This is a genomic window from Microcystis sp. M061S2, from assembly GCF_020245605.1.
Lineage (GTDB): Bacteria > Cyanobacteriota > Cyanobacteriia > Cyanobacteriales > Microcystaceae > Microcystis.
Genome location: NZ_JADBUP010000032.1, coordinates 51,788 through 78,013, shown reverse-complemented (window position 1 = coordinate 78,013; position 26,226 = coordinate 51,788). Strand labels below are relative to the sequence as shown.

The window sequence follows — 26,226 nt, the reverse complement described above, 5'->3', positions numbered from 1 at the left end:
CGGCGCTCATCCCGAGGTGAATTTAGGAGATTTGAGCTTATGTTGACGTGAAGTTGACGGGAATTAGCTAAGGGCGTTGATCACATAATCAATGTAGGAATTAGCTTCTACAGCAGCATCCCCAGTTAATCCGTGATTGGTTTTGATGTATTTTAAGGCTTCGATATACCAACTAGGAGATAGCTCAAAGGCACTATTAATTTCACTCAAACCGGCGACTAGATATTCATCGATCGGGCCCGTACCGCCTACCACGAGGGCATAGGTGATAATCCGGATATAGTAGCCGATATCACGAACGCACTTGGATTTCCCCCGCTCATCGTAGGCATAGTTCGGCCCCTGGAGTTGGGTGGTGTAGGGAAATTTTTGATAGACAGCGTTGGCTGCTTCTTGGGCTAAACTGGGGGCTTTTTGGGCGAGGATTTTTACCCCTTCTAGGGTGATGGCGGCCTGACGGAAACGACCGAACGCCACTTGTAATTCAGCACTGCTGAGAAAACGTCCTTGGGAATCGGCAGTAGCCACCGCTTCGGTTAAAGGTGTCTTGGTCATTGATGGAATTGCTCCTACAAAAGTTTAATCGGATTGAGAGAAGAAAGTCACAGCATCAGGAAACTGCCGCCGCCGCTCGATCGAAGTAAGAAGCGACTTCTGCTAGTAAAGAACTGCAATCCCCGCGAGTGATCCCGTTGGGATCGGCCGCTAGGGCAAGGGAAGCGTCCTTGAGCTTGAGAATTCCGGCCGCAACAGAAGCCCCCGGAACCCCTAGGGCGACGTAGGTTTCCCGGAGACCGTTCAAGGCGCGATCATCGAGGATACTGGCATCGCCGGTGAAGGTGGCATAGGTAACGTAGCGCAGGATAATTTCCAAATCCCGCAAGCAGGCGGCCGCACGACGGTTGGTATAGGCGTTGCCACCGGGGGCAACTAAAACGGGCTGTTCTGAAAACAAACTACGCGCGGCATCGGTAACGATCGCAGAAGAATTACTGGAAAGACGATTGACCACATCCACCCGTTTATTACCATCTTTGACGAAGGCAATTAGGGCATTGACTTGATTCTCGCTCAGGTATTCCCCCCGGGTATCGGCCTGGGAAACGACTTTGGCAAAGGCATCTAACACCATAGTTTTCATCTCCTATAATGATGATTGGTTTCGGCAAAATATCGAGGTAAATTTTCTGGCTTTTCTTTATTTTTCCGATAAAGTATCTAGGAGTTTTTTTCTTGGGACTATACTATCGTCCTTGAAAAAAATTTACTCTCCCTTGTCCAGATTTTTTGTATATCGAGGAACAATTCTTGTTAATTGAATTTAGCCTTGATAGGCGCTTCCAGACATACTTCGTTTTTGCCATGAATTATTTTATAGACCATATTTACACCTTTATTTATTAAAAATTATTTCCTAAAAAAGCAGCAAAAAAATAATTTTTTAGGATAAATCTCAGAAAACTTTCTTAAATGTGTAAACCTATACCAAGAAAAAGTATCGCTCTTTTCATCTCTCTAATAATTCGTTTAAGTTGTTTAAAGAAATGTGCTTTTATATACTAATAATAGTTCACTAAATTAAGAGAAATTTCCCAAGACAACTTTGCCGATTGTGCTTCGATATACAAAAAAAGTGGCAAGGCAAAAAAATCGACAGGGATAATCCCCGCCGACGTTGTGATCAGAGGTGCCAACACCAGCATTTTGCAGTGTACTCCGACTTAAAAAGTATTGTAAAACATCTTAAATACATATATAATTAAAAATAGCCAACAAATACAAAGCAAGTGGGATTATGCCGATCGCAAGAGACATCACCCAATTGGTAGGACGGACTCCCCTAGTCCAACTGAATCGAATCCCAGTGGCAGAGGGAGTAAAAGCCCGCATCGTCGTCAAACTGGAAAGTATGAACCCCGCCGCCTCGGTTAAGGATCGCATCGGGGTCAGTATGGTGGAGGACGCGGAAGCCGCCGGACTAATTCACCCCGATAAAACAATTCTGGTGGAACCCACTTCCGGCAATACCGGCATCGCCCTGGCCATGGTAGCCGCTGCCAAAGGCTATCGCCTAGTGCTGACTATGCCCGAAACCATGAGTTTAGAACGACGGGCAATGTTAAAAGCCTACGGGGCCCAATTAGAATTAACCCCGGGTAGCCAAGGCATGAAAGGAGCGATCGCCAGGGCTGAAGAAATAGTCGAAAATACCCCCAACGCCTATAGTTTGCAACAGTTCCGCAACCCGGCCAACCCGAAAATTCACCGAGAAACCACCGCCGAGGAAATCTGGGCCGATACCGACGGCCTGGTAGATATCGTTATCGGTGGCGTGGGAACTGGGGGAACCATTACCGGTATTGCCGAAACCATTAAACCCCGTCGTCCCCAATTTCAAGCGATCGCAGTTGAACCCTCTAATAGTCCCGTCTTATCGGGAGGACCACCCGGGCCGCACAAAATCCAAGGCATCGGCGCTGGTTTTATCCCGGCAATTTTCCGACCGGAATTGATCGATGAGGTGATTGTCGTCGATGATACAGAGGCTTTCGCCTACGCGCGACGGTTAGCTCGTCAGGAGGGACTACTATCGGGCATCTCGGCCGGGGCGGCTTTATGGGCGGCGATTCAAGTGGGCAAAAGACCCGAAAACGAAGATAAATTAATCGTCATGATTCAGCCTAGTTTTGGGGAACGTTACCTCAGCACGGCCCTGTTTAAAGACCTCGAAGATATCGACTAATAGGACAGTAAATTGATGGAATTTGCAACGAGGGCGATTCATGGGGGGCAAGAACCAGACTCTAGCCATGGGGAGGTAACGGTTCCCATTTATTCCACTTCCACCTATAACACCAGCTTTACTAGGATTATCGATCGGGATCGAGAATAGAAACGATTTAAAGCGGGATCTGGAAAAGGCCTTGATTGGTTAGGCGAAGTTTTTATCTCATTTGATGGGTTAAACAATGTTTTTTGACTCGGAAGATTGGCAAACGATTATTTTTCGGCTCAGTATGGCTATGGCCGTCGGCTGTCTGATTGGTTATAACCGACAGCGAGGCGGTCGTCCGGCTGGATTGAGAACTTTTATCATCGTTAGTCTCGGAGCTGCCATGTTCGTGATGATTCCTCTACAAGCGGAGGGAGATGTGGGTTATGCGTCTTCTAATGCTCTCAGTCGTACTATTCAAGGGGTCGCTTCTGGTGTCGGTTTTTTAGGGGCGGGAATCATCCTACAACAATCTCATCGGGAACTAAATAAGGTACAAGTGAAAGGTTTGACTTCGGCGGCGACTATCTGGTTAGCGGCAGGATTAGGCGCGGCTTCTGGTTGCGGTTTATGGCAGATGGTTCTCGTGGGAACTTTTTTCACTCTCTCCACCCTCAGTGGCATTAAACGACTGAAGAAAAAACAACCCTTAGCCAAATATATTAAAGGTCGTAAGAAAATATCTCGGATCAATCAAGAAATAGACTCATCGGATAATTCAGCGTCTCATTAATGAAAGAAGTTATAAAAATTTATTTATATTTATATTGAGAGAGTAAAAGCTTTTCTTTACTATTTTTTGGCTTGAAAAGCTTATGTTTTTGCTGGCAATTTATCGGTCAAAAAATATGATAAATTATTTATGAAATTTCTTTTAAATAAATAACAAATAAATATTTTATATGATAACATTTAGATCGAGTAACCACTTTTCTGAACAGGAGAAAATCCAACTATGATCAACCGAAATAAGAGCTTTCAAAGCCTCAAAAATCAAGTTTTCCGGCTGCTGATTTTCCTCTTAACTGTCACTTTGCTCCTCGGGGGAAGGGGAAATGCGATCGCCTTGCCACTACTCCCCGAACAGTTGGCCGTCATCGACCGTGCAACGGCAACGGGTGGCACCGTGGTGGAACCAGTTAAGAAAAAAAATGAGGTTTCTAGCCCAAAAATTCTGGAAGATGCCCAAATTGCCTATGAAAAAGCCATTCAAGCCACAAAATCGGCTATCGATGACCTAAATGCTCAACTAGCCGCTCCTTCTCTCGACAAGAAGATTATCGAAGCTCAACAGGACAACCTAGAGGACTTAGCGGACAATATTGACGATCTAGGGGAAAAAGTGAGTAAATTGACGAAAAAATTGACCAAATCCGGGGCTAAACTCAGTGAAACCCTGCAAAACAACCTTATTACCCTAGAAAATAGCCTCGTTAATACCTCCGAGACGATCGATATCTTAGCCGACGACACCGAACGACTCAAAGACAATGCTTCCCCTTTCCTGAAAACTCGCGTGGAAAAGACCATCGACGCGGTTAAACAGACTCTACAGGAAAGCGATCGAGCTTGGCAAGAACTGATCTCCTCGGCCACAACGGAACTGGAGAAGACTAACACCCCGAAATAAATAGGGCTTGCAAGGCGATAAAATCGGTCTTTTTTGGGGTAATTATCGTTTTTACCCCAAAATTCTCCAAAAAACCTTAACTTGTCTAAAAAGCCCCTTTCCCGACAGCCTCGTGCTTTTGACTGACTAAGTACCTAATCAAAATTAATTACCAATCATGACGCTTACCTATCAACCACCAACCCCCCATCGCTGGCACTTTGATAATCGGGCAATTTTGCCCCTTAGAAACCCTAATTTCTGGAAAATCGAGAGTGGAGTCGTGAAAACCTCCACTTGGTTAGAAGATGGAACCCTGATCGTCTTGGGATTGTGGGGACCCGGCAGTTTTGTTGGCAAAACCCTAGAGAGAGTCAATCCCTATCAAGTTGAGTGCATTAGTCCTGTGCAAGCAGTTTCCTTTTCCACAGTTGAGAGTTATCAAATGGCAGAAATTCTGCTGTCTCATCTTCAGCAAGCACAAGAACTAAGTATTATTCGTAGCTACAAACGTACTGATGTTATGGTTGTGAAATTACTGTCATGGTTAGGCAATCAATTTGGTAAACAAACCGGTACCGGACAATTAATTGATGTGCGTCTAACTCATCAGGATATCGCTGACTTATTAGGAACTACTAGAGTCACAATTACCCGGGCGCTTAATCATCTTGAACAACAGGGGGCCGTGGAACGTCTTCCTGTCCATCGTCTTCTTTTACGAGAGGAGGAAATCTGGCACTACGAGATTTAGAATGGGAAGGATTATCTCTTTTTTCAATCTATGAATTGGTTAGTAGCCCTTTTAATTACTAGCGTGACGAGTTTTGTAGCCACAAATCTTGATGATCTGATGGTGCTAATGTTGTTTTTCTCGCGACTTAATGCTAATTTTCGACCTCGACACCTGATTGTTGGTCAATACCTCGGTTTTACCCTGATTCTCCTAGCTAGTTCCCTCGGTTTACTATTTGGGTTACTGGTTTCTAAAGAATGGATTGGTCTATTAGGATTTATCCCTCTAATTATCGGCATTAAACAACTTTTGTCAAGGGAAAATGAGGATTATATTCAAGAAGTAAGAGAAGATGTTAATTATTCTAAAAATCGCTCCTTTATTCCTCGTTTTCCCTCCCAAACCTATTACGTTGCCGCCGTGACCGTGGCTAACGGCGGTGATAATATTGGTATCTATACCTCTCTTTTTGCCAATAATTCCCCGATGCACGTCTTAATTATCATGATAATTTTTTATCTCATGATGGGGATTTGGTGCGCCCTAGCCTATTTTTTGATTACCCATCCCAGGATAGCTAAAGTGGTTACAAACTACGGACATAAAATTAGTCCTTTTATCTATATTGCTCTCGGTATTTATATCTTAATTGATAGCCAATTCTATCGTTTATTTTTAATGTCTTAACCAAGAATGCCTAAAAATTATCTTTCAGCTAAGTAGGTAGGTGTTAAAAGTTGTCAGACACCCCCCTTATCAAGGGGGCAGGGGGGATCCCCCCGCCTATCGGCACCCCCCTTATCAAGGGGGGCAGGGGGGATCAGAGGCAAAATCTATCTTCAATTTAATTATAACTACTTACTTAGACCAAGTAATACTAACTCTTTAACCCTTACCATACCCCTAATTTCCTCCCCGATAGTTATCTATGAGCTACATTGACCGGAATCAATTTTCTGCAACTTTCGACATCGCCATTATCGGGGGAGGATTTAGTGGTTCCCTGGTGACAGCGAACCTGTTGCGCGACACGGGGACTCCATTATCGATCGCCCTGATCGAGCGCCGAAAACCCCTCGGTACGGGGATCGCCTACGGAACGCGAGACAGCGGCCACCTGCTCAATATTCCTGCGGGCAAAATGAGCGCCTTCGAGGACGATCCCGAACATTTCCTCCACTGGTTAGCGGATAACGGCTATCGATCGATCGATCCGGCCAGCTTCGTCCCGCGTCTAGTGTACGGCAAATACATCCGCTCGATCCTAGAAGAAGCGCGGGACAACGCCATTGCCGATCACCGTCTGGAAACATTTACCGATGCGGCGATCGATCTGACACTCGACGGGGAAAAGGCAACGATTACCCTCAAAGGAGGCAAGAAAATCAGCGCCGCTAAAGTAGTTCTGGCGCTGGGCAATTTTCCCGCAACGGTTCCCCAACCCCTCGCGTCCCTCAATTCCCCCTATCTCCGCGACGCTTGGCAGACGGACACACTCGCCGAGCTAAAACCCGACGGGACGATTCTGCTCGTCGGGACGGGGTTAACGATGGTGGATATGGTGGTTTCCCTGGCACAAAGGGGATTCACGGGCAAAATCCACGCGGTTTCCCGTCATGGCCTGATCCCTCGATCGCACCGACCCACCGATCCCTATCCCCCGTTCCTCACCCTCGAAACCGCGCCCCAGACCACCCGGGGACTCCTAGGGCGGATTCGCGCGGAGGTAAAAACCGCCGAGAGTCAAGGTCACGACTGGCGGGCCGTTTTAAACGCCTTACGCCCGATATCTCAAGGTCTATGGCATTGTCTGCCGATAGGGGAACGCGCCAGATTTCTACGCCACCTGAAAGCCTATTGGGAGGTTCTTCGCCATCGCCTCGCCGACGAGATCGCCGGTATCCTCGATGAGGCTGTAGAATCGGGACAATTAACCTATCATGGGGGAAGAATTGAAACTGCTGAGGTTAAAAACGGCTGTGTAGAGGTTACTATCCGTCAACGGGGAACGGGAAACCTCTTAAACCTAACGATCGATCGAATCATTAACTGTACCGGCGCGAGTAACGATTACAGGACCATAACCGATCCCCTCGTCGTTCATCTTCGCCAACGGGGGTTAATCCGTCCCCATCCTTTGAATTGTGGCATCGAAACCGCCGACAACGGGGCAATTCTCGGCGCAGACGGTACGGCATCACCAACGCTCTACACTTTGGGAAATCCCCGCAAAGGCGATCTCTGGGAAACCACCGCCATCCCCGAACTGCGTTTACAGGCGGCCGAACTGGCCCGGGATTTGTTGCCATCGCTGAAAGAGAGAATTTCTCTCCCCGCAGCCTACTCGATCGCATTCCGGCCGGCAGTGCCGATTTTTCGTCAGCTTTTTGATAGGGAATCGAGTACCTACACCTATCTGATCGCTGATTCGGTTACGGGGGAGGCAATTTTAATCGATCCGGTCCTGGAACAGGTAGATCGCGATCGGCAAATTCTTTGGCAGTTGGGGTTAACTCTACGCTACACGATGGAAACCCATGTCCACGCCGACCATATCACCGGAGCGCACCGCTTACGGGAGTTAACCAACTGTTCAATCCTCGTTCCCGAAAACCCGGAAGTGAGCGATATCGATGGTTATGTGCGCGATGGCGACCTCTGGACCGTGGCAGGTCAGCAGCTAAAAGCGATCGCCACTCCGGGCCACACCGATAGTCATATGGCCTATCTCATCGATGAAAAACGCCTATTAACGGGGGATGCACTCTTAATTCGCGGTTGCGGTCGTACCGATTTTCAGAACGGTTCGCCGGAAGTACTATACAGGACGGTGACGGAGAAGTTATTCACTCTCCCGGACGATACGCTTGTTTATCCCTGTCACGATTATCTGGGAAGAACGGTCTCCTCGATCGGTGAGGAAAAGCGCTGGAATCCCCGTTTTGCCGGCCGCAATCGTCAGGATTTTGTGGAGTTGATGAATAATCTCAATCTACCCTACCCCAAGAAGATGACCGCGGCCTTAAGTGCCAACGCACGGGGTGGTAAGGTGGTTTTCGTCATGGATTATCAGATATAAACGGGCAAGCGATTGATCGCCCCGTCAGTCCTGCGCTACACTGGATAACGAAACACCGGAGGAGTACAAGCCCATTCCTACTGCCGCGCAACAGCTAACCTGTTTTATTTTAAGTTATTGGGCAACGAAGATATATTTGCCCGTTAATATTGTTCCGATTGACGAAAGAACGGGAAATATCTTTTTTCTCGCTGGGGAAGAGCAAGAAATTATTATTTTTAAAAATGGCGATTGGAGGTATGTATGATAAAACGCGAGTTTGAATCGATGAGTCGCGAGGAACTACGGAGTTATATTCTCGAACATAGAGAGGACGAGAGGGCCTTTCAAATTTATCTCGATCGGGTGACGGCCGAACCGGGAGAAATTTATCCCGCACCGCATTCGATCGAGGATTTAAGTCATTTTCCCGATCTCGTGACCAAAAATCGTCGCAATAAACAACAGAAAATATAAATTCAAAGCATAAAAGCCTATTAATAAAAGTCCTTTAAATGTCTATAATTATGTCCTTTAAATGTCTATAATTATGTCCTTGATTATCAGGGTTAATTGAAGAATTACTTTGTTTAGGTAACATTGATTCTGCCAAATTTTGTAGGCTTCTATCATATATCCAATACTCGAACTCATGTAAAGATCGAACAATAGGAGGCATAGAAAGATTCAAATGATCGCAATAATCTGTAGATTTAACTATCGATTCAAAGACATTAGATGCTAGTAGTGCATCATAAAATGTAAGAATTAGTGGGATCACAGGTTTATCTTTGAGTTTAAGAGCTTTAATAGTTGATGATATTTGTTCTGTAGCACCATGAATTCTTCCCCACAAACTCGCCAATCCTTTGGGATTAAAATATACGCTTGTATCGGAAGACATTAAAGAATTTTTGCATTCAATAATAATATAAACATTAGGTAGAGTAATTAGAAAATCAGCCCTTTTGTCGTGAGAGCTTTGTGGATTTTCAACCTCTCTAATCTTTTCAAAACAGTTAGGTGCGATTATAGGTAATAAAACGTTAGCGAGATATTGTTCAAAAGCTTGATCCAAAATCTTATTAGATGGAAGATGCTTGCATGTTATATTCCAAGAAGATTCCATTAATGAACACGCGTCTGGCAAACAATATTTATCTTGACCCAGATCAATAAAAGGATAATCGAGAAAAGAATTATAAAAGAAAGGATGATATACTTCACTTGTATTATTTAACCTTTCTGTAACTATATTACGGAATGAGTCACGATCACTCGAACTAAAAACTCGACTATTTAAACGAACAAAAATCCTTAGATTTTCTTCGGTATAACCTTTAGATTTCAGTTCGTCATCAAAATCTATACTTTTTTTAAAATCTAGTACACCTCGAAATCTCGTTTTCAAAAAACATCCGATGCTAGACATAAACTGAACAAAATAAAATTCATGATTTAATTTAGTGGAGGATTCAAAAAAATTTATAGTATTTAAGTCTATAGAATTTAGAATTTCAAAAACCTTCATAGTTCGTTGTACACGAGCAAGTTATACAAGAGCAAGGGGGGTCCAAAATCCAGAATTTTGACAAAGTGCCTGACGCTGTAAGAAAAGATGGCCTCCATTTTTGCGTATTAGTTCTTTGGTGAAAATATCACTTAGAAGCAATTTCCAGTTACGAACAGTTTTGTAATTCTCTTGCTCCCAAGTATGTAAATAATTAAAGATATATTCTGCTTCCGTATCTAGGAGGGTTTTATCTGAAATGGTATGATTAGCAAAATTGAACAAGACATCAATGAGACTTTCAAATTCTTGAAAAGTAATCGCTTGATTACGGTAAGGATTTCCTGCACTCCCAAGCAAGATCAAGCGTAAAGCATAATTTCGTCTGGAATTTTTTATTCCCTGTCCTAGACGCGATATTCGAGGTCCCCCATTTTGCCATTCTTGCCAACATACACTTGTACCAACTTCTACAAACGAGCTAGAGTTATAACGACGGAGATATTCACGAAGCTCTTTGATACTTTTAAATTCCATTGAACGAGTTCGGGGAGTTAATACGAACGATTAAAGCAAACTTCCTTTCTCTAATTTTAACAAGATTTCCTCTCAAACATCCCGATCGCCTCCAGCGCAGCAACGCCGATCGCCTTCTACCCCACCATCCCCAACCCGCAACCGTCAAGAGTTCCCCTTTCTAAACGGAAAGTGACGAGAAGATCATTCAACGCATCCATATCACCATCCATTAAAAATGCGTCGTGACCGTGCGGCGATCGCAACCAAAATAATTCAGAATTGGGGATATATTTCGCCAATTCCTCTTGTTCTACGGGAGGATAAAGAAGATCCGAATTGATCGCCACGATCGCCGTCGGTTGTTGAATCGACTGTAACACCGATTCGTAACTTTTTCCCGTCCGGGTGACATCATGACGATCCATCGCCCTACTTAAGGTGATATAAGCATTGGCATCAAAACGTTCGACTAACTTTTTCCCCTGATATTCCAAATAGCGGGCGATCGTAAACTCTCCCCCCTCCCCGTACTCGCGGCCGAAACGGGACTCGAAACTGGCGTGCGATCGGTAGGTAGTCATCGCCATCATCCGGGCTGCCGATAAACCCCGGGCCGGAGGGCGATCGAGCGCATAATTTCCCCCTTGCCAATGGGGATCGGCGTAGATCGCTCCCCTTTGGGCCTCTCCCAGCGCGATACACCAGGCCGAATGTCGTCCCGAAGCGGCGATGACAGCGATCGAGCGCGTCTTCTCCGGGTACAGTAGCGCCCACTCCAAAACCTGCATTCCTCCCAAAGAACCCCCGATCACCAATCGCAAAGACTCGATCCCCAATGCGTCCACCAACAGCCGTTGTAGGTGAACCAGATCCCGGACGGTAATCTCCGGGAAAGTCGGACCGTAGGGTTTACCGGTACGGGGATCGATCGAAGTGGGGCCGGTCGTCCCGTAGCAACTGCCGAGAATATTGCTACAGACAATAAAATCCCGGGTGGGATCGAGAACGCGTCCGGTTCCTAACAAAGGTTCCCACCAAGCTTCCACGTCGGCCCATCCCGTGAAGGCGTGACAGACAATAACCCCGTTATCCCGCTTGTTATTCAAAATTCCCCAGGTTCGATAGGCGATCCGCACCCTTTCGAGAACCGCCCCCGATTCGAGAACAAAAGGATGCGGTGGGGAATAGAAACGGGTTTCCGGGGAGATCAAGTCTAGGCGATCCATGGGCGGGGTGATTGGTTATAAACTCTGGAAAGTTTGCTGGAAATCCTCGATAATATCGTCAATATGTTCCAAACCCACGGAAACGCGGATTAATTCGGGCTTCACTCCCGCCGATCGCTGTTCTTCTTCGTTTAACTGCTGGTGAGTCGTCGAGGCGGGATGGATAACCAGGGTTTTTGCGTCCCCCACGTTGGCGAGATGACTAGCTAGTTTCACCCGGTTGATAAAATTCCGCCCGGCCTCGAAACCGCCCCGAATCCCGAAGGCTAAAACCCCGCCGAAGCCGTGTTTTAGGTACTTCTTCGCCCGTTCGTGGTAAGGATGTTCCGGTAATCCGGGATAGTCCACCCATTGCACCTGCGGCTGTTCTTTGAGCCAGTTCGCCAGGGCCAAGGCGTTGGATACATGACGATCGACCCGTAGGGAGAGGGTTTCCAATCCCTGTAGCAGTAAAAATGCGTTAAACGGACTCAAGGCGGGTCCGAAGTCCCGCAATCCCTCCACCCGCGCCCGGATAATAAAGGCGATATTGCCCAAAGGGCCGGACGGTCCGAATACCTCATAGAAATTCAACCCGTGATAACCCGGCGCGGGTTCGGTAAACTGGGGAAATTTGCCGTTTCCCCAGTCGAATTTCCCCGAATCGACGATTACTCCGCCGATGGAAGTGCCGTGACCGCCGATCCATTTGGTGGCCGATTGCACCACGATATCGGCCCCCTGTTCGATCGGGCGACAGAGATAGCCGCCGCAACCGAAGGTATTATCGACGATCAGGGGAATGCCGTTCTCGTGGGCGATATGGGCCAGGGCGGCAAAATCGGGAATATTAAATCGGGGATTGCCGATCGTCTCGACGTATAAGGCTTTGGTGCGATCATCGATCGCCGCTCGAAAAGCCTCGGCCTCATCGCCATCGACGAACTTGACATTTATTCCTAAACGTGGTAAGGAGACTTTGAACTGATTATAGGTTCCGCCGTAGAGGTAGCTAGTGGAAACGATATTATCCCCCGCACCGGCAATATTAGCGATCGCTAGAAATTGGGCTGCCTGACCGCTAGAGGTGGCCAGGGCCGCCGCGCCTCCTTCTAAAGCGGCGATCCGCTTCTCAAAGACATCGGTGGTCGGGTTCATGATCCTGGTGTAGATGTTGCCGAACTCTTCCAGGGCAAACAGTCGCGCCCCGTGGTCGGCATCGTTGAAAACGTAGGAAGTGGTTTGATAGATGGGAACGGCGCGGGCGTTGGTTCCGGGGGCAGGTTCCTGGCCGGCGTGTACTTGTAGCGTCTCGAAACGATAACGGTCAGACATGGGCGCTCAGGGACGAAAATAAAGGATAAATTCCTCGATCTGTGCGCTCGAGGAAAAAGGGTGATTATCTCCTTAATACTGGATAAATAGAGGGTTTTAACCCATTTATCGCTATTTTTTCATGAATGACAGTTCGCTGGTTGATGGCATTTAAACAGCATTAAAAGCATTCACTTCCTATCCTACTTCGAGTAGAACGATCAGGCCTTCTCTCGTTTCACAAAGATTCCAAGACTTGCTGCGAGTAGAGTTGCGAACACGATACTCGGTTCGGGAACCTTGACATCGGCGGCGATTACTTTGAAATCTGGCCCGTTATCGCCGACTCCGTTCAAACGTTGGAGATCGTTATTGCGCTCGCTAGTTAAGCGCAGAGTTCGCGCGCGGATACCGTCGAGCCGAATCCCGATCGAACCAATATTGAACGGGCCGTTGTTGAGGACGGGAGGAACGATCGTGCTGATGTTATAGTCCGCTTTCGTGTAGTTCGCGCGTAAAATTTTATAACTGGCTAAGACCGTCGTTCCATCTTCCGCGAGCGCTTCCACCAGTAAATCGCTATCCCCCGCAACGGTTCCCCCAGGCGTTCCCCCCCGTTCCCAGAAAAAGAACGTATTCACCGGTCGGGCGAAAGAAACCTCGATAATCGCAGTATCGGCGTTCTCACGGGTTACGAGGAGACTATTCAGATTTAAATTGCCCAAACTGGCGGCGATATCCGCGTCGGTGGGGTTCGGTTTCGCTGGACCCTCCCCGACCAGGGGATCGCTGGTCGTGTTCGGTCCGTAACCCGCATGGAGAATTCCGTTAGTATATGTGATTCCCCCTACGGTAACGTCGGCGGTATCGTTGCGGATAACCCGACCCGCATTGACCAGATCAAACTGACTGACCGTTAAACCGTTGAAAACCACCGAATCGAGACGGACATCTTTAGTGGGATCGTTGAGAAGATTAGGATTTCCGGTTAGATCCGGACTCGCGGTAACGTTGGTTTGAAAGGAAAAGGGGAGAAAACCCACCGCGCGCGCGGGTGTTCCGGTCGTTAGAGCTAAGGCCACTCCGGTCGTCGTGGCGGCGATTTTGAAAAGAGCGGCGAGGTGCTGCGACCGCATGAAAAGATGACTCATCGATAAATGACCTCGTTAGGGGATGGAATTAGGTACAGTAGGCTTATCCGTTTACTGTATTTAGGGTTCTACCATAGCCATTTTTGTGAGTCAATTTATCCAGATATCCTTTATACAAAATATCTTTTATGTGGAAATTAGATTGTGTTAAGGTAATTGCTACAAAGGAAAGTAACAGCTAGACTGGTGAAATGAGAATGTACCATTTAAGACAAGGGAAATTTTGTTATAATTGCTTCTGGATAACCCCGATTGCTTTCTTGAATAAATAAATGCTTTTTGGGTCAACAACTAACGAGATGCTCGTTTTAATTCATGATTACTAAAACATTTAAGCGGCGAATATGATAACTATAAATAGACAAGTATTTCCCGATATTTTATCAACTAAAATGAAAAAATAACGAGATTAAATCTGAATTTATCTAAATAATGCAGAACAAAGTTTACCTTTATTTCTAGTTGCTAAAATTATTAAAATAGATAAAATCAGCCATTTTATTGATTTGTAATCCCATCCCATAAACTATCTCTATTATCAATTAAAATGCTCAAAATTCGCCTTTTTGCTAGACCAAGCAATCTCTTTTTTTTGTTATTAATTTTGGCGATTATTTTTAATCCTTTCGTGATTGTCAATGCGGGAGAAAGAGGAGTTTTAATGGTCTTTGGTCAAGTACAGGATAAAATACTTAATGAGGGTATTCACGGGATTATTCCCGTTGTTAACACGGTGAAAAAACTAAGTGTGAGAATTCAAAAACAACAGATAGCGGCCGAAGCTTCCTCCAAAGACCTACAGGAAGTATTTACAGATGTGGCTCTGAATTGGCATATTTTAGCATCAGAAGTTAATACTATTTTTCAACAAATTGGCGATGAAGCGGCTGTCATCGAACGAGTGATCGATCCAGCAGTGGAGGAAATTCTTAAGGCAGTTATGGCTAAATATACCGCCGAAGAATTAATTACTAAACGGGAGGAGGTGAAAGGGGAAGTAGATATTCGTTTGAGCGAAAGACTGAAAAATTATCATATCGGTGTCGATGATATTTCTTTGGTTCATGTCAACTTTTCCGATCGCTTTACCGATGCGGTGGAAGCCAAACAAATTGCCGAACAGGAAGCCAAAAAAGCCGGTTTTATGGTACTGAAAGCATTGAAAGAATCGGAAGTAAAAATCAATCTGGCTAAAGGAGAGGCGGAAGCTCATCGCATTCTCCAAGACTCCTTAAGTCCAGAAGTTTTACAGAACAAAGCGATCGAAAGATGGGACGGTAAACTTCCGCTATTTATGGATGATAATCTGCTTAAGTCCCTTGAATTGGTTAAAGATAAGCGAAAAACTAGATGATAAAAACAATTTATTAAAACCAGAAGAAAGAATACTTGATTTTATTGAACTTCACTGCGAGGAACTCCTTTATGCTGTTTAAATCCCAAAAGACAAAGCAGAAATTTAACCCCGATTACTGGCGAGATCATTCGGCCAACGAACGCACCTATCTGTCTTGGATGCGTGCCTCGATCGCTTTGATGGGTTTTGGTCTGGTCATTTTGCGTTTACGGACAGCATCTTCTATGGTCCTAGAGGTCTGTCAAAGCAATAATTATGGATAATGGGAGGAGTAAAATAAGCAAATTAACCCACTTGTATCCGTCAATTTCAACTTTACCGACTACTAGGGCCTGGTGATGAAACCCTAATTTTTCTCGATTGCGTAACAGAATCGGCCGATTTTCGGGGGATTTTCGGCCATGAGGTTGGCCGTGATCGTTTTTAGGCCTCGAAGAAAAGGGAGTAAATTATTCGTTTTCGAGCCATCTTGTTGATTATCCCGGCCGATTTGCCAGTTCCACTCTTCCCACCAAGGTTGTTCCTGTAGATTCTTGGCGACGAGATCGATCGTGAAGAGGTAAATTCCTGGTTCGGGAAACTTATCGGGGTGGATCGTGGTGACAAAATTTAGCTTTCGGGGAGCTTGTCCAGCTGGGGAATCGAGATTCCATTTGGATATCTTGATCGCTTTTTGTAAATTGGAATCATCTTTTAAAACTTCTTTTGAGTTTTGAAATGTGTTCGAGAATTTATTGGGAACCTCGATGCTTTGTAAGGGTTCGATCGAACGGACATCGATCGCCACCGTATGCTCGCTCGTATCAAGGGAAACACTATCGGAAATCTCAATCGCATCTGTAGAAGTTTGCGGTATTTTCCAGAGTTGATTATTCTGGTCTTTAGCTTGAACTCTAAAGCCATTTAAGGATAGATTCCATTCTCCTAAAACTGCTTTTTCTTCGGCGGGTTTTTCTTCAATTTCTCGATCTAACAAAAATGGTTCCTTTACAAGATGATTGGGTGAAAAAATAGCAATTTTGCTATTGGCTAAAATGTTCTCTTGGCGTTCTTTTAAGCTGGCAAAATATTGAGTTATGTCGTTGTGACGACCGATAAAAACTACATAAAATGGACGAAATTTATTGCTAGATTTCTCGTTGGGAAAGGGAAATTTTTTGATCCTGTTTTGCTCTTGCACATAGACGGTTCCTTCAAATTCGCTTTGAATCGCCCAAATCGCTACGGCGTATTCAGGATGCTTTGAGTTTAAATAAGTTTCTTGAATTTTTCTCGTGAGAAGTGTTACATCTCCCGATGCTTGATCGAGATCAGTAACGATAACCTGTAGGGAATTTTTTGTCCCTGGTTCGACAATTAGATTTTGAATAGGAGCGGAAACATCGGGAAAATCTGTACCATTATAAAAGGTGGGAAGTTGGGCTTTTCTAAAATCACTACGGGTGAGCGCATTTCCCGAACGATAGTATTGAACAGGAGTTTTACTGACTAAAGATAGGGTTTCGTCGAGCAGTTTTAGGGTTTGCACATAGAGGCTACCAGCATCGCTAACGTAGCCCAACATTGAGCTAGATCCATCCACTTGAATCGAGATGCCTAGAGGGGTTGAGCGAGTATCCGTCTGTTCGATCGGGGTAGGTACGCACGAAAAAGGCTTTTCTGCTGTATTGCAAGATACAATTCCTAAACAAGTGACTATTGTTATTACTAACCATCGAGCGCGCACCATTCGATCTCCTCGTGAACTACTGCTACCTTCTCTCCTATACTAGGACGGATTCGACGAAATTGGCAGGATGAGAAGGAGTTAACTTTTTTTACAATCCCCCGTGTTGTAATAATAGCACTATAATATGTCAAGTATAGGTGTGCAGTTAATTTCGAGATAGATTGGTTGAAGGGGAAAGATAACGGATATGTATATAGAGCGGCCAGCAGATCGAGATCTCTATGATAGGTTATCGCATGGAGATGATTGTCTTGTTTTAAGTCCTCCAAAAACTGGAAAAAGTTTTTTACTAGAAAGAACGCGCTCGCGTCTTAAAAATGATGGAGTTAAGTGCGTAAGTCTTCGGATGTCCAGAAATCAGCAAGATAACCCTAGAACTAGCATTTCTACAGAGTTATATTGGGAATTCATTCACGATCTAGCGACACAGTTCACGACCCAGAATGGTGATTTATTGCAAGATACAGATTATCAAGCCTTTAGACATTCTTCTTTGCAACCTGGTGCGGAGCTTTTAATATATTTTATCGAAAACATTTTATTAGAAAAAGTTCAAGATGACAAAATTGTTATTTTTATCGATGAACTAGAGTTTCTTTTGAATGAAAGATCTTATTTTCCCACATTTTCCCAGCACTTTTTACAAACACTACTCCATTGCTACGAGCAACGTGATCCCAAACGTGCTAAAAACCAAAACTATCGGAACTTTCAGAAAATCACCTTTGCATTCTTTGGCGAGAAGAAGTCTCTCACCTTAAATGATAATCGCCAATATGAACTTATTTTCAACCCATCCACCCAGATAAGTATCGGCGATTTTACACTTGAGGACTTAAGACAAGGGCAGGGATTGGCACATTATTCAGACAAAGTTAAGAAACTGAAAAATTTGGAAACAGCACTCCAAAAAATACTGGATTGGACGCATGGACAACCACTACTGACTCATGAATTTTTAAAATTATTTTTTAAGACTGATAATTTTACATTACCTAGTATTTCGGAAGACACAGCGCAAAGCTGTATTGAAAATATTGCCACAAAACGTATATTAGGAGGACAAAAAATTTCGGGGCATCTGAGCAATATTCGTGAGATGCTAAATAGAAACGGTCAGTACGTCAATATCTGTCAGGAAATTTTACAAAGAGGAGGCAGAGACACTTATCGTCGGACTCCAGAACAACAAGAACTAATTAATTTAGGTCTATTGGTCAGAGAAAATAATGAGATAAAGATTCACAATCGAATCTACGAAATCTTTCTTCAAGACTTTATCGCCTCTGCCCCAAATCTGCCTGAAACACCGAATCCGACTGAAACACCGAATCCAACTGAATCCCAAAATTCGACTGAAACACCGAATCAGAATGAATCCCAAAATTCGACTGAACCCCCGACCCCCCAAGCTAAAACCTCGAACTCGCCAGCATCATTGAGCAAACTCGTAGAATGTTTTACAGAAATTGTAATAGGGGTGCTATTATTTTTGGATATTTTATACCCCAACCCCCTCTGGTCAAAAATCAGCAATATTTTATCCAACTTCCTACCTAAAATAACAAATGAAATACCAGAAAGTCGGCGTAGAAAAATCGAAAATTGGGTATATACAATTAGAAATTCTTGCAATAGTCGAAACAGATCATGCTTGTTTTCTGGAGGTCGAAACAGATCACTCTTGTTCTTGTTTCTTGCAGTAGTCTTAGGAATAATCGTTTTATATTCCTACATCGATATAGGAAAAATGCAAAATGCAGGAATGGAAGCTTTAAAGAATTTTGAAAATCAAGAAATAGAAGCCTTAGAAAAGGCAATAACATCAGGGGATCAAATTTATAATAGCCGATTTAATAAGATACCCCTACTTAGAGAAAATCTGCCATCCTCTCCTCTATTAGCCCTACAAACTATCGTTACTCAAATTCATGAAAAAAACCGAATTACCCCCGATCCGAATATTCAAGACCTAATGAAAGCGGTCAGTTTTAGTCCAGGGGGTGATTTAATTGCTACTGGTGGAGAGGATAATAAAATTCGACTCTGGGAATTATCGGGAAAATTTAGAGGAGACTATAATAATTCAAAAGAAATTATAAGTCTAGAATTTAATCCTGATGGAAAACAACTAGCAGTTGGTGGAGAAAACGGATCTGTAAAAATCTTGCAAATTCCTGACTTGACATTGATTTCCGACCTAACTAAAAAATGTCATCGAGATACTCAGGGCATCCGTAGTCTTAGTTTCTCTGAAGATGGTAAGTACCTAGTTACTGGTGGTGGTGATAAAGTGTGCCTATGGAACTTGGAAACAGGCAATAAAGAACAAGATTTCGATACTAATGGAACTGTATTTAGTTTAAGTTTACGAGATCAAACAATTGCGATTGCGATTGCAGGAACAAAAGGATCGATAGAGCTAAAAACTTTAGAAGGAAAAAGTCTTATATCAAAAGAACTCGGACAAAGAGTTCCTTTTGACATCAGCTTTAATTCAAAGGATACAAAGCTCGCTACAGCAGAAAAAAATGGAAAAATTACGCTTTGGAACTGGCAAGAAAATAACTCTCTTAATTACCTAAACGATTGGGATATTTACAAAGAACCTGACAAGAATCCATACACGAAGGTTGATTTTTTTGAAGACAACTTATTTGCTGTTTATGAAAATAAAGATTTACTCAAACTTCTTGGAATTAATTTGAAAAATGAATCAAAACCAGAAATATTCAAAGAAATTGCTTTAAAAGGTTATGCCTCAAAGCAAAAAGCTAAAGACAAGGAAATTGAAAACGCCAGTTTTAATCTTAAAACTAATAAACTAATTACAGTCGCCCAAGAAAATCAAGCTCGTCTATGGGATTTTTCTCCAAAATCTACATCTACACCTTTCTCGACTGGGGGGGTATCGCTTAAAAACTTAACCTTGCGTTCTGACAATAATTCAAATGATCCTAAGACACTATCCATTGTTACTTTAGACGAAAAGGGCAACGTTCAATTATGGTCTATCGGAGGAAGGAAAATTCCCTTCAAAGATGAGGAGAAAGTATCCCCATCTATCGCAATTGGTTTTACACCAGAAAGCGATCGGCAAATTGTTTCTGTCAATAAAGATGGAGTTATTGATTTCTTGAATTTAGAAGGAGTAGTACAAAATCCCAACTCGATACCTACTAGACAGGATAATATTACAAGTATTGCCATTCATCCTTCTAAAAAGATTATTGCTACAGGTGATAAACAAGGTGCGGTCTATCTTTGGGATTATGGAAAAAAGACCCCTGAAAGCCCACTGCCTGATCCTAATGGGGGAGAAGTAAAGTTCATGAGCTTCAGTCCAAATGGTCAACAGTTTGTTTCTGTAGGAACTGAAGGTGTAAAAGGTGTAAAGCTCTGGAATATATCTGATTTGAATGATCCGAAAGAAGTGCCATTGGAAGCGCATGACAATGACTACTCGGGAGGTGTTAGCGGTTTGGATATCAATGAGAACGGGGATATCGCCATAGCGGCAACCGAAAAGAGTAAGATTTACTTATTTGATCGATCTGGTCGAAGCATTGAGCCGCTCAATACTGGATACGAAAAAGGTATTATAGATATCGGCTTTGGTCAATTTAACGAGAATCCATCAAGCTGGCTGAGTTCGGCTCGCTCGTACTTAGCTACGGTGGGTGATGATCGAGTTATTAAGATATGGGATTATTCTAAGCGGCAAAAAATCGCTGAATTTACCAGCGATTTTGTTAAGGTTAATAAATTTAGTTTCAGTCCCGATGGAAGATCTGTTGTCGTCGAGGGGGATAAGGGTAAAATTGAAGTATTTTCAGTCCAACCCTTACACGAATTATTAAAAAGTGGTTGTGACTGGCTCGTTGACTACCATTCTAATCCTAGCCGCTCAGAGTCAGAAGTGGCTAAAACCTGTAGTAAATATGTACGGAAATAATCCCATTAGATAGAGATAACTATGAAAACTGGTGAAATAATTCGTGTGATCGCTATTATCGTTGTGGGGGCGATCCTTATGTTCTTGATTCAACCCTTTATCTTTAGAACGGGAGCGATTTGGTCGCCCAGCGTTCAAGATCCGGGAGCGGCCCTAGCGAGTTGGGCGAGTGGGGCGTATATGGTGGCGGCGGGGGTGGTTTTCGGATTGTCGATCGCTTGCACAATTCTCTGGTGCGTGATGACGGCGAAATCGGCCGCTAGACGACCGGATGAACTCAGAGCTTGGAGCTTGTGGTGGTGGCTTCTCGGAATCGTTCCTATTCTGAGTATCGGTCTCGCCATCGGGTTTTTCAATCCGATCGAAGAACTGCGTTTACTCCTCGCCCTCTTTTTTGTATTGGATATCCTCATCCTGTTTTGGCTACCGACTGCCAGTAGCACCCCGGGCCTGTTGATCTACACACCACCCCTATCCCATCAACTGCGGGATATCATCGATCGATTTTAAGAAAAAAAAGGAGGCAATTCAGTATGGCCATGTATGTGATCGGCATCGGGGGAACGGGGGCGAAATGTATCGAGGCAATCACGAAACTCGCCTCGGTGGGACTGTTTACCGAACAACCGTTAAAAGTTCTCTTTATCGACGCGGACGAAACCAACGGGAATCTAGAGCGATCGAGAAACGCGCTCAGTATCTACAAGCGATGTCAGGAGTTGATCGTCGGCAAAGAGAACCAAGATAATAGCCAACTCCATCCCTGGATGAAAACTAAGATCGAATCCTTCGATCTCTGGTCGCCCTTTGGCGGGTTTAATTCCAGTAAAGAATTGAAAGCCTTTTTCAACTACAACACGCTCAAACAAAATCAACCCGCTCTCGGTAATCTATTCGATGTTCTCTACACGAAAGACGAACAGGAAGTCTCGCTAGACGTGGGTTTCCGCGGTCGTCCGGCGATCGGTTCGGCGGTGATGAGCCAAGTGGATCTCGAACGATTGGATCAAGAACCCTGGGGAGCGCTGATCAAACAAATACAAGCAGACACAGGCGCAGGAAAAGCCCCGAAAGTGTTTCTCTGCGGGTCGATGTTTGGGGGAACTGGAGCCTCTGGACTACCGACGATCGCCCGTTTACTGGCCAATAAACTGAAAAATATCGGGGTCAAAGATCGAGTCAAGATCGGTTGTCTGTTCCTGTTGCCCTATTTCGGGTTCACCCCGCCGCCAGGAGAAGATCCGGACGGGATTTTCGCTCGTTCCGAACAATTTTTACTGAACACCGAAGCCGCCCTACGCTATTATGTGACCCAAGCGCCAGAGACCTTCGATACGGTTTTTCTGCTGGGAAATGAAAACTTCTCGAAAGTGGAATTTAGCGTCGGCAAAAATAGCCAGCGCAATGATCCCCACTTCCTAGAACTCTATAGCGCCCTCGCCGCGCGGTATTTTTTCCTCCATACCGCCGAAATAGGGGAAAAAGTCGTTTTAATAGGCCGGGAGCAAATCGGTCGGCTGATTTGGGACGATCTGCCGGATCGAGCGGAAATCCAACCCGCGCTCGTCAACGGGACTCGATTCGCCTACAGTTGGCTGTCCGAGTTTGAACCCGAACTCAACGGCATCCTCAAAAGAAAAGATGATCGCCTGGTACTTACACCCTGGTCGCGCCCTTTCTTTCCCCATAGAGGCTCGGCAGACGGGATGACGCGGTTAGGTGATCCCCAACAACAGGAAGCACTGAAGACGATTAGCGCCTGGTGTCGGGATTATCTGACTTGGTTGTACCGCCTGCACCAGATCGAGGGAGAACAGATCCAACTCTTTAACACCCAAGCGATGGGTGATCCAGAAAAGTCCCTCCGACGAGAACAGTTAGCAGAACTGGTACTCGATCGCCCTCTCGATAATAAAACCAAATCGAGAGACACGATCACCTCTCTGATGCAAAGCCTACAGAGCTATAAACCGGACAACTCCGCGGAGCCTGGGATCGCCGCATTAGCCAAAGCCCTATACACCTTTTGTAAGCAATAGCCTTTAGTCTATGTTTTTATTACTGCCGAAATTAAAATCCGATAGCGATGTCCGTCCCTCCGATCAAGCGGGAAAATGGGACGCGCAAGACTTTAAAACCTTTGGCGATGTGGCCTCCAGTCTCGATTACAAATCCCCCGGCCAGGTAAAAAGTGTCAGTTCCGTCCCCACCATCTGGGCCCGTCCCCTGTCGATGCAAATGGCTCTTCACAACAAGGCCTATCCCATCCATCGGCAGATGATCGACCAGTGGCAAGGAATGTTAGCGGCCTTGGCCCTTGCGGAAATGCGGCGTTTTCCCCTCTCGGCACAACTGCTAGAACTGGGCCAACTCCGCCATCAAGATCCCTTCGCCCGTGCCCTCTACGAACTGCGCCCCAATCCCCCCAGTAAAGCCCTTTATCTTCTAGAGGCAAAAAACCCGTGGGAAGATGTCTACGTCTTTTTATGGGATGGGAAATCGGTGGGAATGTCTTCCCCCAGTACGATCGTCGTTCCCTCCGAAGCCGGCAAGTGGGAAAATCTGCCCTGGTGGAATCGGCAGACCCGTTGTTTGGAAGCGCCGCAAGGTTATCTCAATGCCAGTGAAAAAGCATTGCTGTGGCGTTGGCTGGAGAACCTCAATAACGAGTTAAATCGCTATACTGGGGACGCGATCGCCCAGAATACCATGCGGGGTCTGTTAGCGGAATTTCAGAATAGCTTGGGAGGGCAACCGGAACAACGGCTGAGTTTAAGTAATAATCCCCAATTTTTTGGCGTTCCTCTCAATCGAGGCCTTTTAAACGCCCTCAATCGTCCCGTCAAAGCCGAACCGAAAGAATCCTGCGTGCGGGTCGTGGCCAGCGAGAATAAGCGCGGCCTCGTTCCCCCTCTCCTGATTATCGATCCAGAAATCGCTCGCTCGTGGGATCGATCGCCCCAAGATATCTGGATCTATCAGGATCAAACCCTCGCCTCTCCATCTATCCTCAAGGATTTACAGACTGGGAAAATCCTCTGGAAAGATATCCGGTGGATCGAGTCCAAGGATCTATTTACCCCGGAATTTCACTTTATCGATGTGGAAGATGCCCTACCAGGGGGGTTTTTGCCGGATAACACTCCGTCGATCGTGTTCAAAGGACAGGAAATCACCCCTCTCCTGCCCCTCAACCCGATCCTCCTGGACTACTTTACCCCCGAAGAGTTACTGCGGAAGCTCCAGTTCAGTACGCTCAACGGGAGTGAGGGGCCAGTTCTGCGGGTATCCCTAGACCTGCCCCTATCGGGCATGGACAATGACGAGAGAAATCCCCAGAATTATCGGGTGTTTAAAGACTATCCCATCAAGGAAGACAACGCCCTGACCCAAGTTCCGGTTTTAGATATCTGGCCGAACTTCCGGGCCGAGGGTTGGAAGGAATATTACGCCTTTTACTACGATCTGGAATTTCTCGGTTCCTCGAATCCGCTTGATCGCACTTTTCAGGTGAATTTGCCCGGCGCCAAAGAACCGCATATTTTCCAAGATGGCAAGGGTTCCTATCAACTCACCCGACTAGAGGAGTATCCCTCCTGTATCGAATGTCGGGATCGATCGAAAAACTTCCTCGGTCTAATCCTGCTGAAAACCCCCGCGTCGATCGCTCTAGAAGGTTCCTGGAAAGTAGGGGTCGATTTTGGGACATCTTTCACCAATATCTACGTCAATCGCCGGGGAGTGACCGAACCGCTTCCCCTAGAAAGTCTGCACCTAAAAGTCACGGAGGTACTGTCCGATACTCGACTGCCCACCCTGTTCGAGTATTTCGTTCCCGAAAACTTCATTCCCCCAGAGAAACCGTTACCCCTCAGTAGCGTATTGACCACCCGAAAAGCGCCCAACGTAGCGAAAGAACGCCCAATCTACGACGGTCGGATCTATATTCCCGATCTTGCGAGATTTAACCCCCAAGAGGGCTGGATCGAAACCGATCTCAAGTGGACGAACATTACCGTCAATCGGCTTTTTCTTAAGCATTTAGCCCTTCATGTCACGGCCCTCGCGGCGAAAAACGGCATCCAACAAATCCAGTGGTCTCTCTCCTATCCTTCCGCTTTCTCCCGCGCGGATAAAATCCGCTACGCGCGCAACTGGCAGGATTTAACCGAAGAGTTGCAAGCAAAAACCGGGATCAGCCAAATTTGCCCGCAACAGGATAATCTCACCAATTTCCGCACGGAAAGTGTGGCAACAGCCCAGTATTTCGCCGATCAGGAGGGTCACAACCTCGTCAATAGCACCTGTATCGATATGGGGGGAGGAACCTCGGATATCTCCATCTGGGAGGCGGATACCGATCGCTTCCAACTGGTGCATCAATGCTCGGTACAATTAGCCGGGCGACATCTGTTCTCCCAATTTTTGGAACTCAATCCCCGATTTCTCGTCGAAAAGTTTGGGGGAGGCGGTTTAGGGGGATTGAAAGATGGAGCCTTTCACGCCAAGCTAGATGTCCTACTCCGTCGCGAAAGTGAGAACTGGCTCAAGAAAAGAGACTTTCTCGAAGACGATCCCCAATTCCAAGGATTACTCCGACTGATGGCGATCGGTACGGCGGGACTATACTACTATGTGGGGATTCTGTTACAGGTTCTCTACGAAAAAGACCGCTACAGCCGACCGGAAATCACCCCCGTGTACATCGGTGGCAACGGTTCGCGCCTGTTGAACTGGCTGGCGATTGGCGGACGGTTCGATCGTCACGCTGAAGTTAACGAACTTTTCAGTCGGATGCTGAGTAAGGCCTCCGGTTTCCCGGACACCAACGAGATCACCCAATTAAGCACCCGTCCCAAGGATGAAGTCGCCTGTGGTCTGGTACTAGACCGAACTCCCCTAGGAGGAATTATCAGCAAAAAACCGGAACCGGTAATCGCCGGGGAGGATTGCGAGGTGAACAGTCAAAAAATTACGTGGAAAGACTATCTGGAGTTGGAAGGCAATATCACCGGCTTCGATATGCCCCAACTCCAGGAAGTTCCCGCTTTTCTAAACGAGTTCAACACCGCAGTGAAAGAGATCGACATTCAGGGACTTAAACCCATGCCCGCTTTTAAAAATGGCGAACTGGAGTCTAGTTACAAAGATCGTCTCTGGCGTGAAGTCCATAAAGAACTGAGAACGAATCTCGTTCACATTCGGGGAGATTCAGAAAACATCCGCGTCGAGCCACCTTTTATCCTAGGATTAAAGGCACTCCTCCGCGTTTTAGGCAAGGAGTGGGCTGGCAAATAACGGCTAACCAGA

The 26,226-nt window shown here is 45.5% G+C and carries 22 protein-coding genes and 2 pseudogenes; 16 read left to right on the top strand and 8 right to left on the bottom strand.

The genetic code is table 11. The features are described from left to right. Positions 1-63: 63 nt before the first annotated feature. Both cpcA and cpcB read right to left on the bottom strand, forming a co-directional pair. A complete protein-coding gene (gene cpcA / locus IM475_RS06720; RefSeq protein WP_287659472.1) occupies positions 64-555 on the bottom strand; it encodes a C-phycocyanin subunit alpha in 492 nt (163 codons plus the stop codon). 55 nt (positions 556-610) lie between these two features. Then, positions 611-1,129 carry a C-phycocyanin subunit beta gene (gene cpcB / locus IM475_RS06715; RefSeq protein ID WP_002733930.1) on the bottom strand — a complete coding sequence of 173 codons (519 nt, stop codon included), beginning with the start codon at positions 1,127-1,129 and terminating at the stop codon, positions 611-613. Between the two features lie 666 nt (positions 1,130-1,795). Here cpcB and cysK point away from each other — a divergent pair. The 10 genes and pseudogenes from cysK to IM475_RS06670 all read left to right on the top strand — a co-directional run bounded on the left by cysK (position 1,796) and on the right by IM475_RS06670 (position 8,653). Further along, entirely contained in the window at positions 1,796-2,743 is a 948-nt protein-coding gene (gene cysK / locus IM475_RS06710; protein WP_287659471.1) for a cysteine synthase A, read from the top strand. Positions 2,744-2,758: 15 nt separating this feature from the next. Then, a complete protein-coding gene (locus IM475_RS06705; protein WP_287727077.1) occupies positions 2,759-2,893 on the top strand; it encodes a PLP-dependent transferase in 135 nt (44 codons plus the stop codon). A gap of 76 nt (positions 2,894-2,969) precedes the next feature. Beyond that, entirely contained in the window at positions 2,970-3,506 is a 537-nt protein-coding gene (locus IM475_RS06700) for an MgtC/SapB family protein (RefSeq protein WP_002793801.1), read from the top strand. A 222-nt stretch (positions 3,507-3,728) separates the two neighbouring features. After that, positions 3,729-4,403: a hypothetical protein gene (locus tag IM475_RS06695; RefSeq protein WP_287727076.1), complete on the top strand. Its 675-nt coding sequence runs from the start codon at positions 3,729-3,731 to the stop codon at positions 4,401-4,403. Positions 4,404-4,560: 157 nt separating this feature from the next. Continuing rightward, positions 4,561-5,136, top strand: coding sequence for a Crp/Fnr family transcriptional regulator (locus IM475_RS06690; protein WP_287727075.1), 576 nt, complete (start codon positions 4,561-4,563; stop codon positions 5,134-5,136). Between the two features lie 30 nt (positions 5,137-5,166). After that, complete coding sequence (locus IM475_RS06685) at positions 5,167-5,805, top strand: cadmium resistance transporter (protein ID WP_287727074.1); 639 nt, start codon at positions 5,167-5,169, stop codon at positions 5,803-5,805. A 241-nt stretch (positions 5,806-6,046) separates the two neighbouring features. Then, positions 6,047-6,526 (top strand): annotated as a pseudogene (locus tag IM475_RS06680) (FAD/NAD(P)-binding protein); the annotation flags it as partial. Positions 6,527-7,483: 957 nt separating this feature from the next. Then, positions 7,484-8,197, top strand: coding sequence for an MBL fold metallo-hydrolase (locus tag IM475_RS06675; RefSeq protein WP_287727110.1), 714 nt, complete (start codon positions 7,484-7,486; stop codon positions 8,195-8,197). A 40-nt stretch (positions 8,198-8,237) separates the two neighbouring features. After that, the gene (locus IM475_RS23115; RefSeq protein WP_407069742.1) at positions 8,238-8,444 is read left to right on the top strand and encodes a DUF6888 family protein; all 207 of its coding nucleotides are present in this window, start codon (positions 8,238-8,240) and stop codon (positions 8,442-8,444) included. Continuing rightward, entirely contained in the window at positions 8,441-8,653 is a 213-nt protein-coding gene (locus IM475_RS06670; protein ID WP_002779089.1) for a DUF6887 family protein, read from the top strand. Before IM475_RS23115 ends, IM475_RS06670 begins: the two co-directional genes overlap by 4 nt. A gap of 34 nt (positions 8,654-8,687) precedes the next feature. Here the strand turns inward: IM475_RS06670 and IM475_RS06665 are convergent, their stop codons facing one another. From IM475_RS06665 to IM475_RS06645, 5 genes are all read right to left on the bottom strand, one after another. After that, a complete protein-coding gene (locus tag IM475_RS06665; RefSeq protein ID WP_287727072.1) occupies positions 8,688-9,707 on the bottom strand; it encodes a hypothetical protein in 1,020 nt (339 codons plus the stop codon). Positions 9,708-9,728: 21 nt separating this feature from the next. Next, positions 9,729-10,223 carry a hypothetical protein gene (locus IM475_RS06660; protein WP_287727071.1) on the bottom strand — a complete coding sequence of 165 codons (495 nt, stop codon included), beginning with the start codon at positions 10,221-10,223 and terminating at the stop codon, positions 9,729-9,731. Between the two features lie 116 nt (positions 10,224-10,339). Beyond that, on the bottom strand, positions 10,340-11,431 hold the full coding sequence (gene metX, locus IM475_RS06655; protein WP_287727070.1) for a homoserine O-acetyltransferase MetX: 1,092 nt from the start codon (positions 11,429-11,431) through the stop codon (positions 10,340-10,342). A 15-nt stretch (positions 11,432-11,446) separates the two neighbouring features. Then, complete coding sequence (locus IM475_RS06650) at positions 11,447-12,745, bottom strand: O-acetylhomoserine aminocarboxypropyltransferase/cysteine synthase family protein (protein ID WP_287727069.1); 1,299 nt, start codon at positions 12,743-12,745, stop codon at positions 11,447-11,449. A 200-nt stretch (positions 12,746-12,945) separates the two neighbouring features. Further along, on the bottom strand, positions 12,946-13,860 hold the full coding sequence (locus IM475_RS06645) for an exosortase-dependent surface protein XDP2 (protein WP_287727068.1): 915 nt from the start codon (positions 13,858-13,860) through the stop codon (positions 12,946-12,948). Between the two features lie 562 nt (positions 13,861-14,422). Here IM475_RS06645 and IM475_RS06640 point away from each other — a divergent pair. Next, positions 14,423-15,229 carry a prohibitin family protein gene (locus IM475_RS06640; protein WP_287727067.1) on the top strand — a complete coding sequence of 269 codons (807 nt, stop codon included), beginning with the start codon at positions 14,423-14,425 and terminating at the stop codon, positions 15,227-15,229. Between the two features lie 71 nt (positions 15,230-15,300). Next, positions 15,301-15,453 (top strand): annotated as a pseudogene (locus tag IM475_RS06635) (YidH family protein); the annotation flags it as partial. A gap of 125 nt (positions 15,454-15,578) precedes the next feature. On the opposite strand, the gene IM475_RS06630 reads toward IM475_RS06635, so the two are convergent. Next, on the bottom strand, positions 15,579-16,961 hold the full coding sequence (locus IM475_RS06630) for a hypothetical protein (RefSeq protein WP_287727066.1): 1,383 nt from the start codon (positions 16,959-16,961) through the stop codon (positions 15,579-15,581). A gap of 187 nt (positions 16,962-17,148) precedes the next feature. On the opposite strand from IM475_RS06630, the gene IM475_RS06625 reads away from it, so the two are divergent. Genes IM475_RS06625 through IM475_RS06610 form a run of 4 tightly spaced genes read left to right on the top strand, consistent with a single transcriptional unit; the run spans position 17,149 to position 26,214 of the window. Then, positions 17,149-20,916, top strand: coding sequence for a WD40 repeat domain-containing protein (locus IM475_RS06625; RefSeq protein ID WP_287727065.1), 3,768 nt, complete (start codon positions 17,149-17,151; stop codon positions 20,914-20,916). Between the two features lie 21 nt (positions 20,917-20,937). After that, positions 20,938-21,426, top strand: a complete 489-nt coding sequence (locus IM475_RS06620; RefSeq protein WP_002733689.1) for a hypothetical protein — start codon at positions 20,938-20,940, stop codon at positions 21,424-21,426. A 23-nt stretch (positions 21,427-21,449) separates the two neighbouring features. Next, a complete protein-coding gene (locus IM475_RS06615; protein WP_287727064.1) occupies positions 21,450-22,955 on the top strand; it encodes an FtsZ/tubulin family protein in 1,506 nt (501 codons plus the stop codon). A 10-nt stretch (positions 22,956-22,965) separates the two neighbouring features. Further along, positions 22,966-26,214 carry a cell division protein FtsA gene (locus tag IM475_RS06610; RefSeq protein WP_287727063.1) on the top strand — a complete coding sequence of 1,083 codons (3,249 nt, stop codon included), beginning with the start codon at positions 22,966-22,968 and terminating at the stop codon, positions 26,212-26,214. Positions 26,215-26,226: the final 12 nt, after the last annotated feature.

Excerpts from the sequence above, each read along its gene's own strand:
- cpcA (WP_287659472.1), bottom strand. The coding sequence starts at position 555 with ATGACCAAGACACCTTTAACCGAAGCGGTGGCTACTGCCGATTCCCAA.
- cysK (WP_287659471.1), top strand. The coding sequence starts at position 1,796 with ATGCCGATCGCAAGAGACATCACCCAATTGGTAGGACGGACTCCCCTA.
- IM475_RS06705 (WP_287727077.1), top strand. The coding sequence starts at position 2,759 with ATGGAATTTGCAACGAGGGCGATTCATGGGGGGCAAGAACCAGACTCT.
- IM475_RS06700 (WP_002793801.1), top strand. The coding sequence starts at position 2,970 with ATGTTTTTTGACTCGGAAGATTGGCAAACGATTATTTTTCGGCTCAGT.
- IM475_RS06695 (WP_287727076.1), top strand. The coding sequence starts at position 3,729 with ATGATCAACCGAAATAAGAGCTTTCAAAGCCTCAAAAATCAAGTTTTC.
- IM475_RS06690 (WP_287727075.1), top strand. The coding sequence starts at position 4,561 with ATGACGCTTACCTATCAACCACCAACCCCCCATCGCTGGCACTTTGAT.
- IM475_RS06685 (WP_287727074.1), top strand. The coding sequence starts at position 5,167 with ATGAATTGGTTAGTAGCCCTTTTAATTACTAGCGTGACGAGTTTTGTA.
- IM475_RS06670 (WP_002779089.1), top strand. The coding sequence starts at position 8,441 with ATGATAAAACGCGAGTTTGAATCGATGAGTCGCGAGGAACTACGGAGT.
- IM475_RS06665 (WP_287727072.1), bottom strand. The coding sequence starts at position 9,707 with ATGAAGGTTTTTGAAATTCTAAATTCTATAGACTTAAATACTATAAAT.
- IM475_RS06660 (WP_287727071.1), bottom strand. The coding sequence starts at position 10,223 with ATGGAATTTAAAAGTATCAAAGAGCTTCGTGAATATCTCCGTCGTTAT.
- metX (WP_287727070.1), bottom strand. The coding sequence starts at position 11,431 with ATGGATCGCCTAGACTTGATCTCCCCGGAAACCCGTTTCTATTCCCCA.
- IM475_RS06650 (WP_287727069.1), bottom strand. The coding sequence starts at position 12,745 with ATGTCTGACCGTTATCGTTTCGAGACGCTACAAGTACACGCCGGCCAG.
- IM475_RS06645 (WP_287727068.1), bottom strand. The coding sequence starts at position 13,860 with ATGCGGTCGCAGCACCTCGCCGCTCTTTTCAAAATCGCCGCCACGACG.
- IM475_RS06640 (WP_287727067.1), top strand. The coding sequence starts at position 14,423 with ATGCTCAAAATTCGCCTTTTTGCTAGACCAAGCAATCTCTTTTTTTTG.
- IM475_RS06630 (WP_287727066.1), bottom strand. The coding sequence starts at position 16,961 with ATGGTGCGCGCTCGATGGTTAGTAATAACAATAGTCACTTGTTTAGGA.
- IM475_RS06625 (WP_287727065.1), top strand. The coding sequence starts at position 17,149 with ATGTATATAGAGCGGCCAGCAGATCGAGATCTCTATGATAGGTTATCG.
- IM475_RS06620 (WP_002733689.1), top strand. The coding sequence starts at position 20,938 with ATGAAAACTGGTGAAATAATTCGTGTGATCGCTATTATCGTTGTGGGG.
- IM475_RS06615 (WP_287727064.1), top strand. The coding sequence starts at position 21,450 with ATGGCCATGTATGTGATCGGCATCGGGGGAACGGGGGCGAAATGTATC.
- IM475_RS06610 (WP_287727063.1), top strand. The coding sequence starts at position 22,966 with ATGTTTTTATTACTGCCGAAATTAAAATCCGATAGCGATGTCCGTCCC.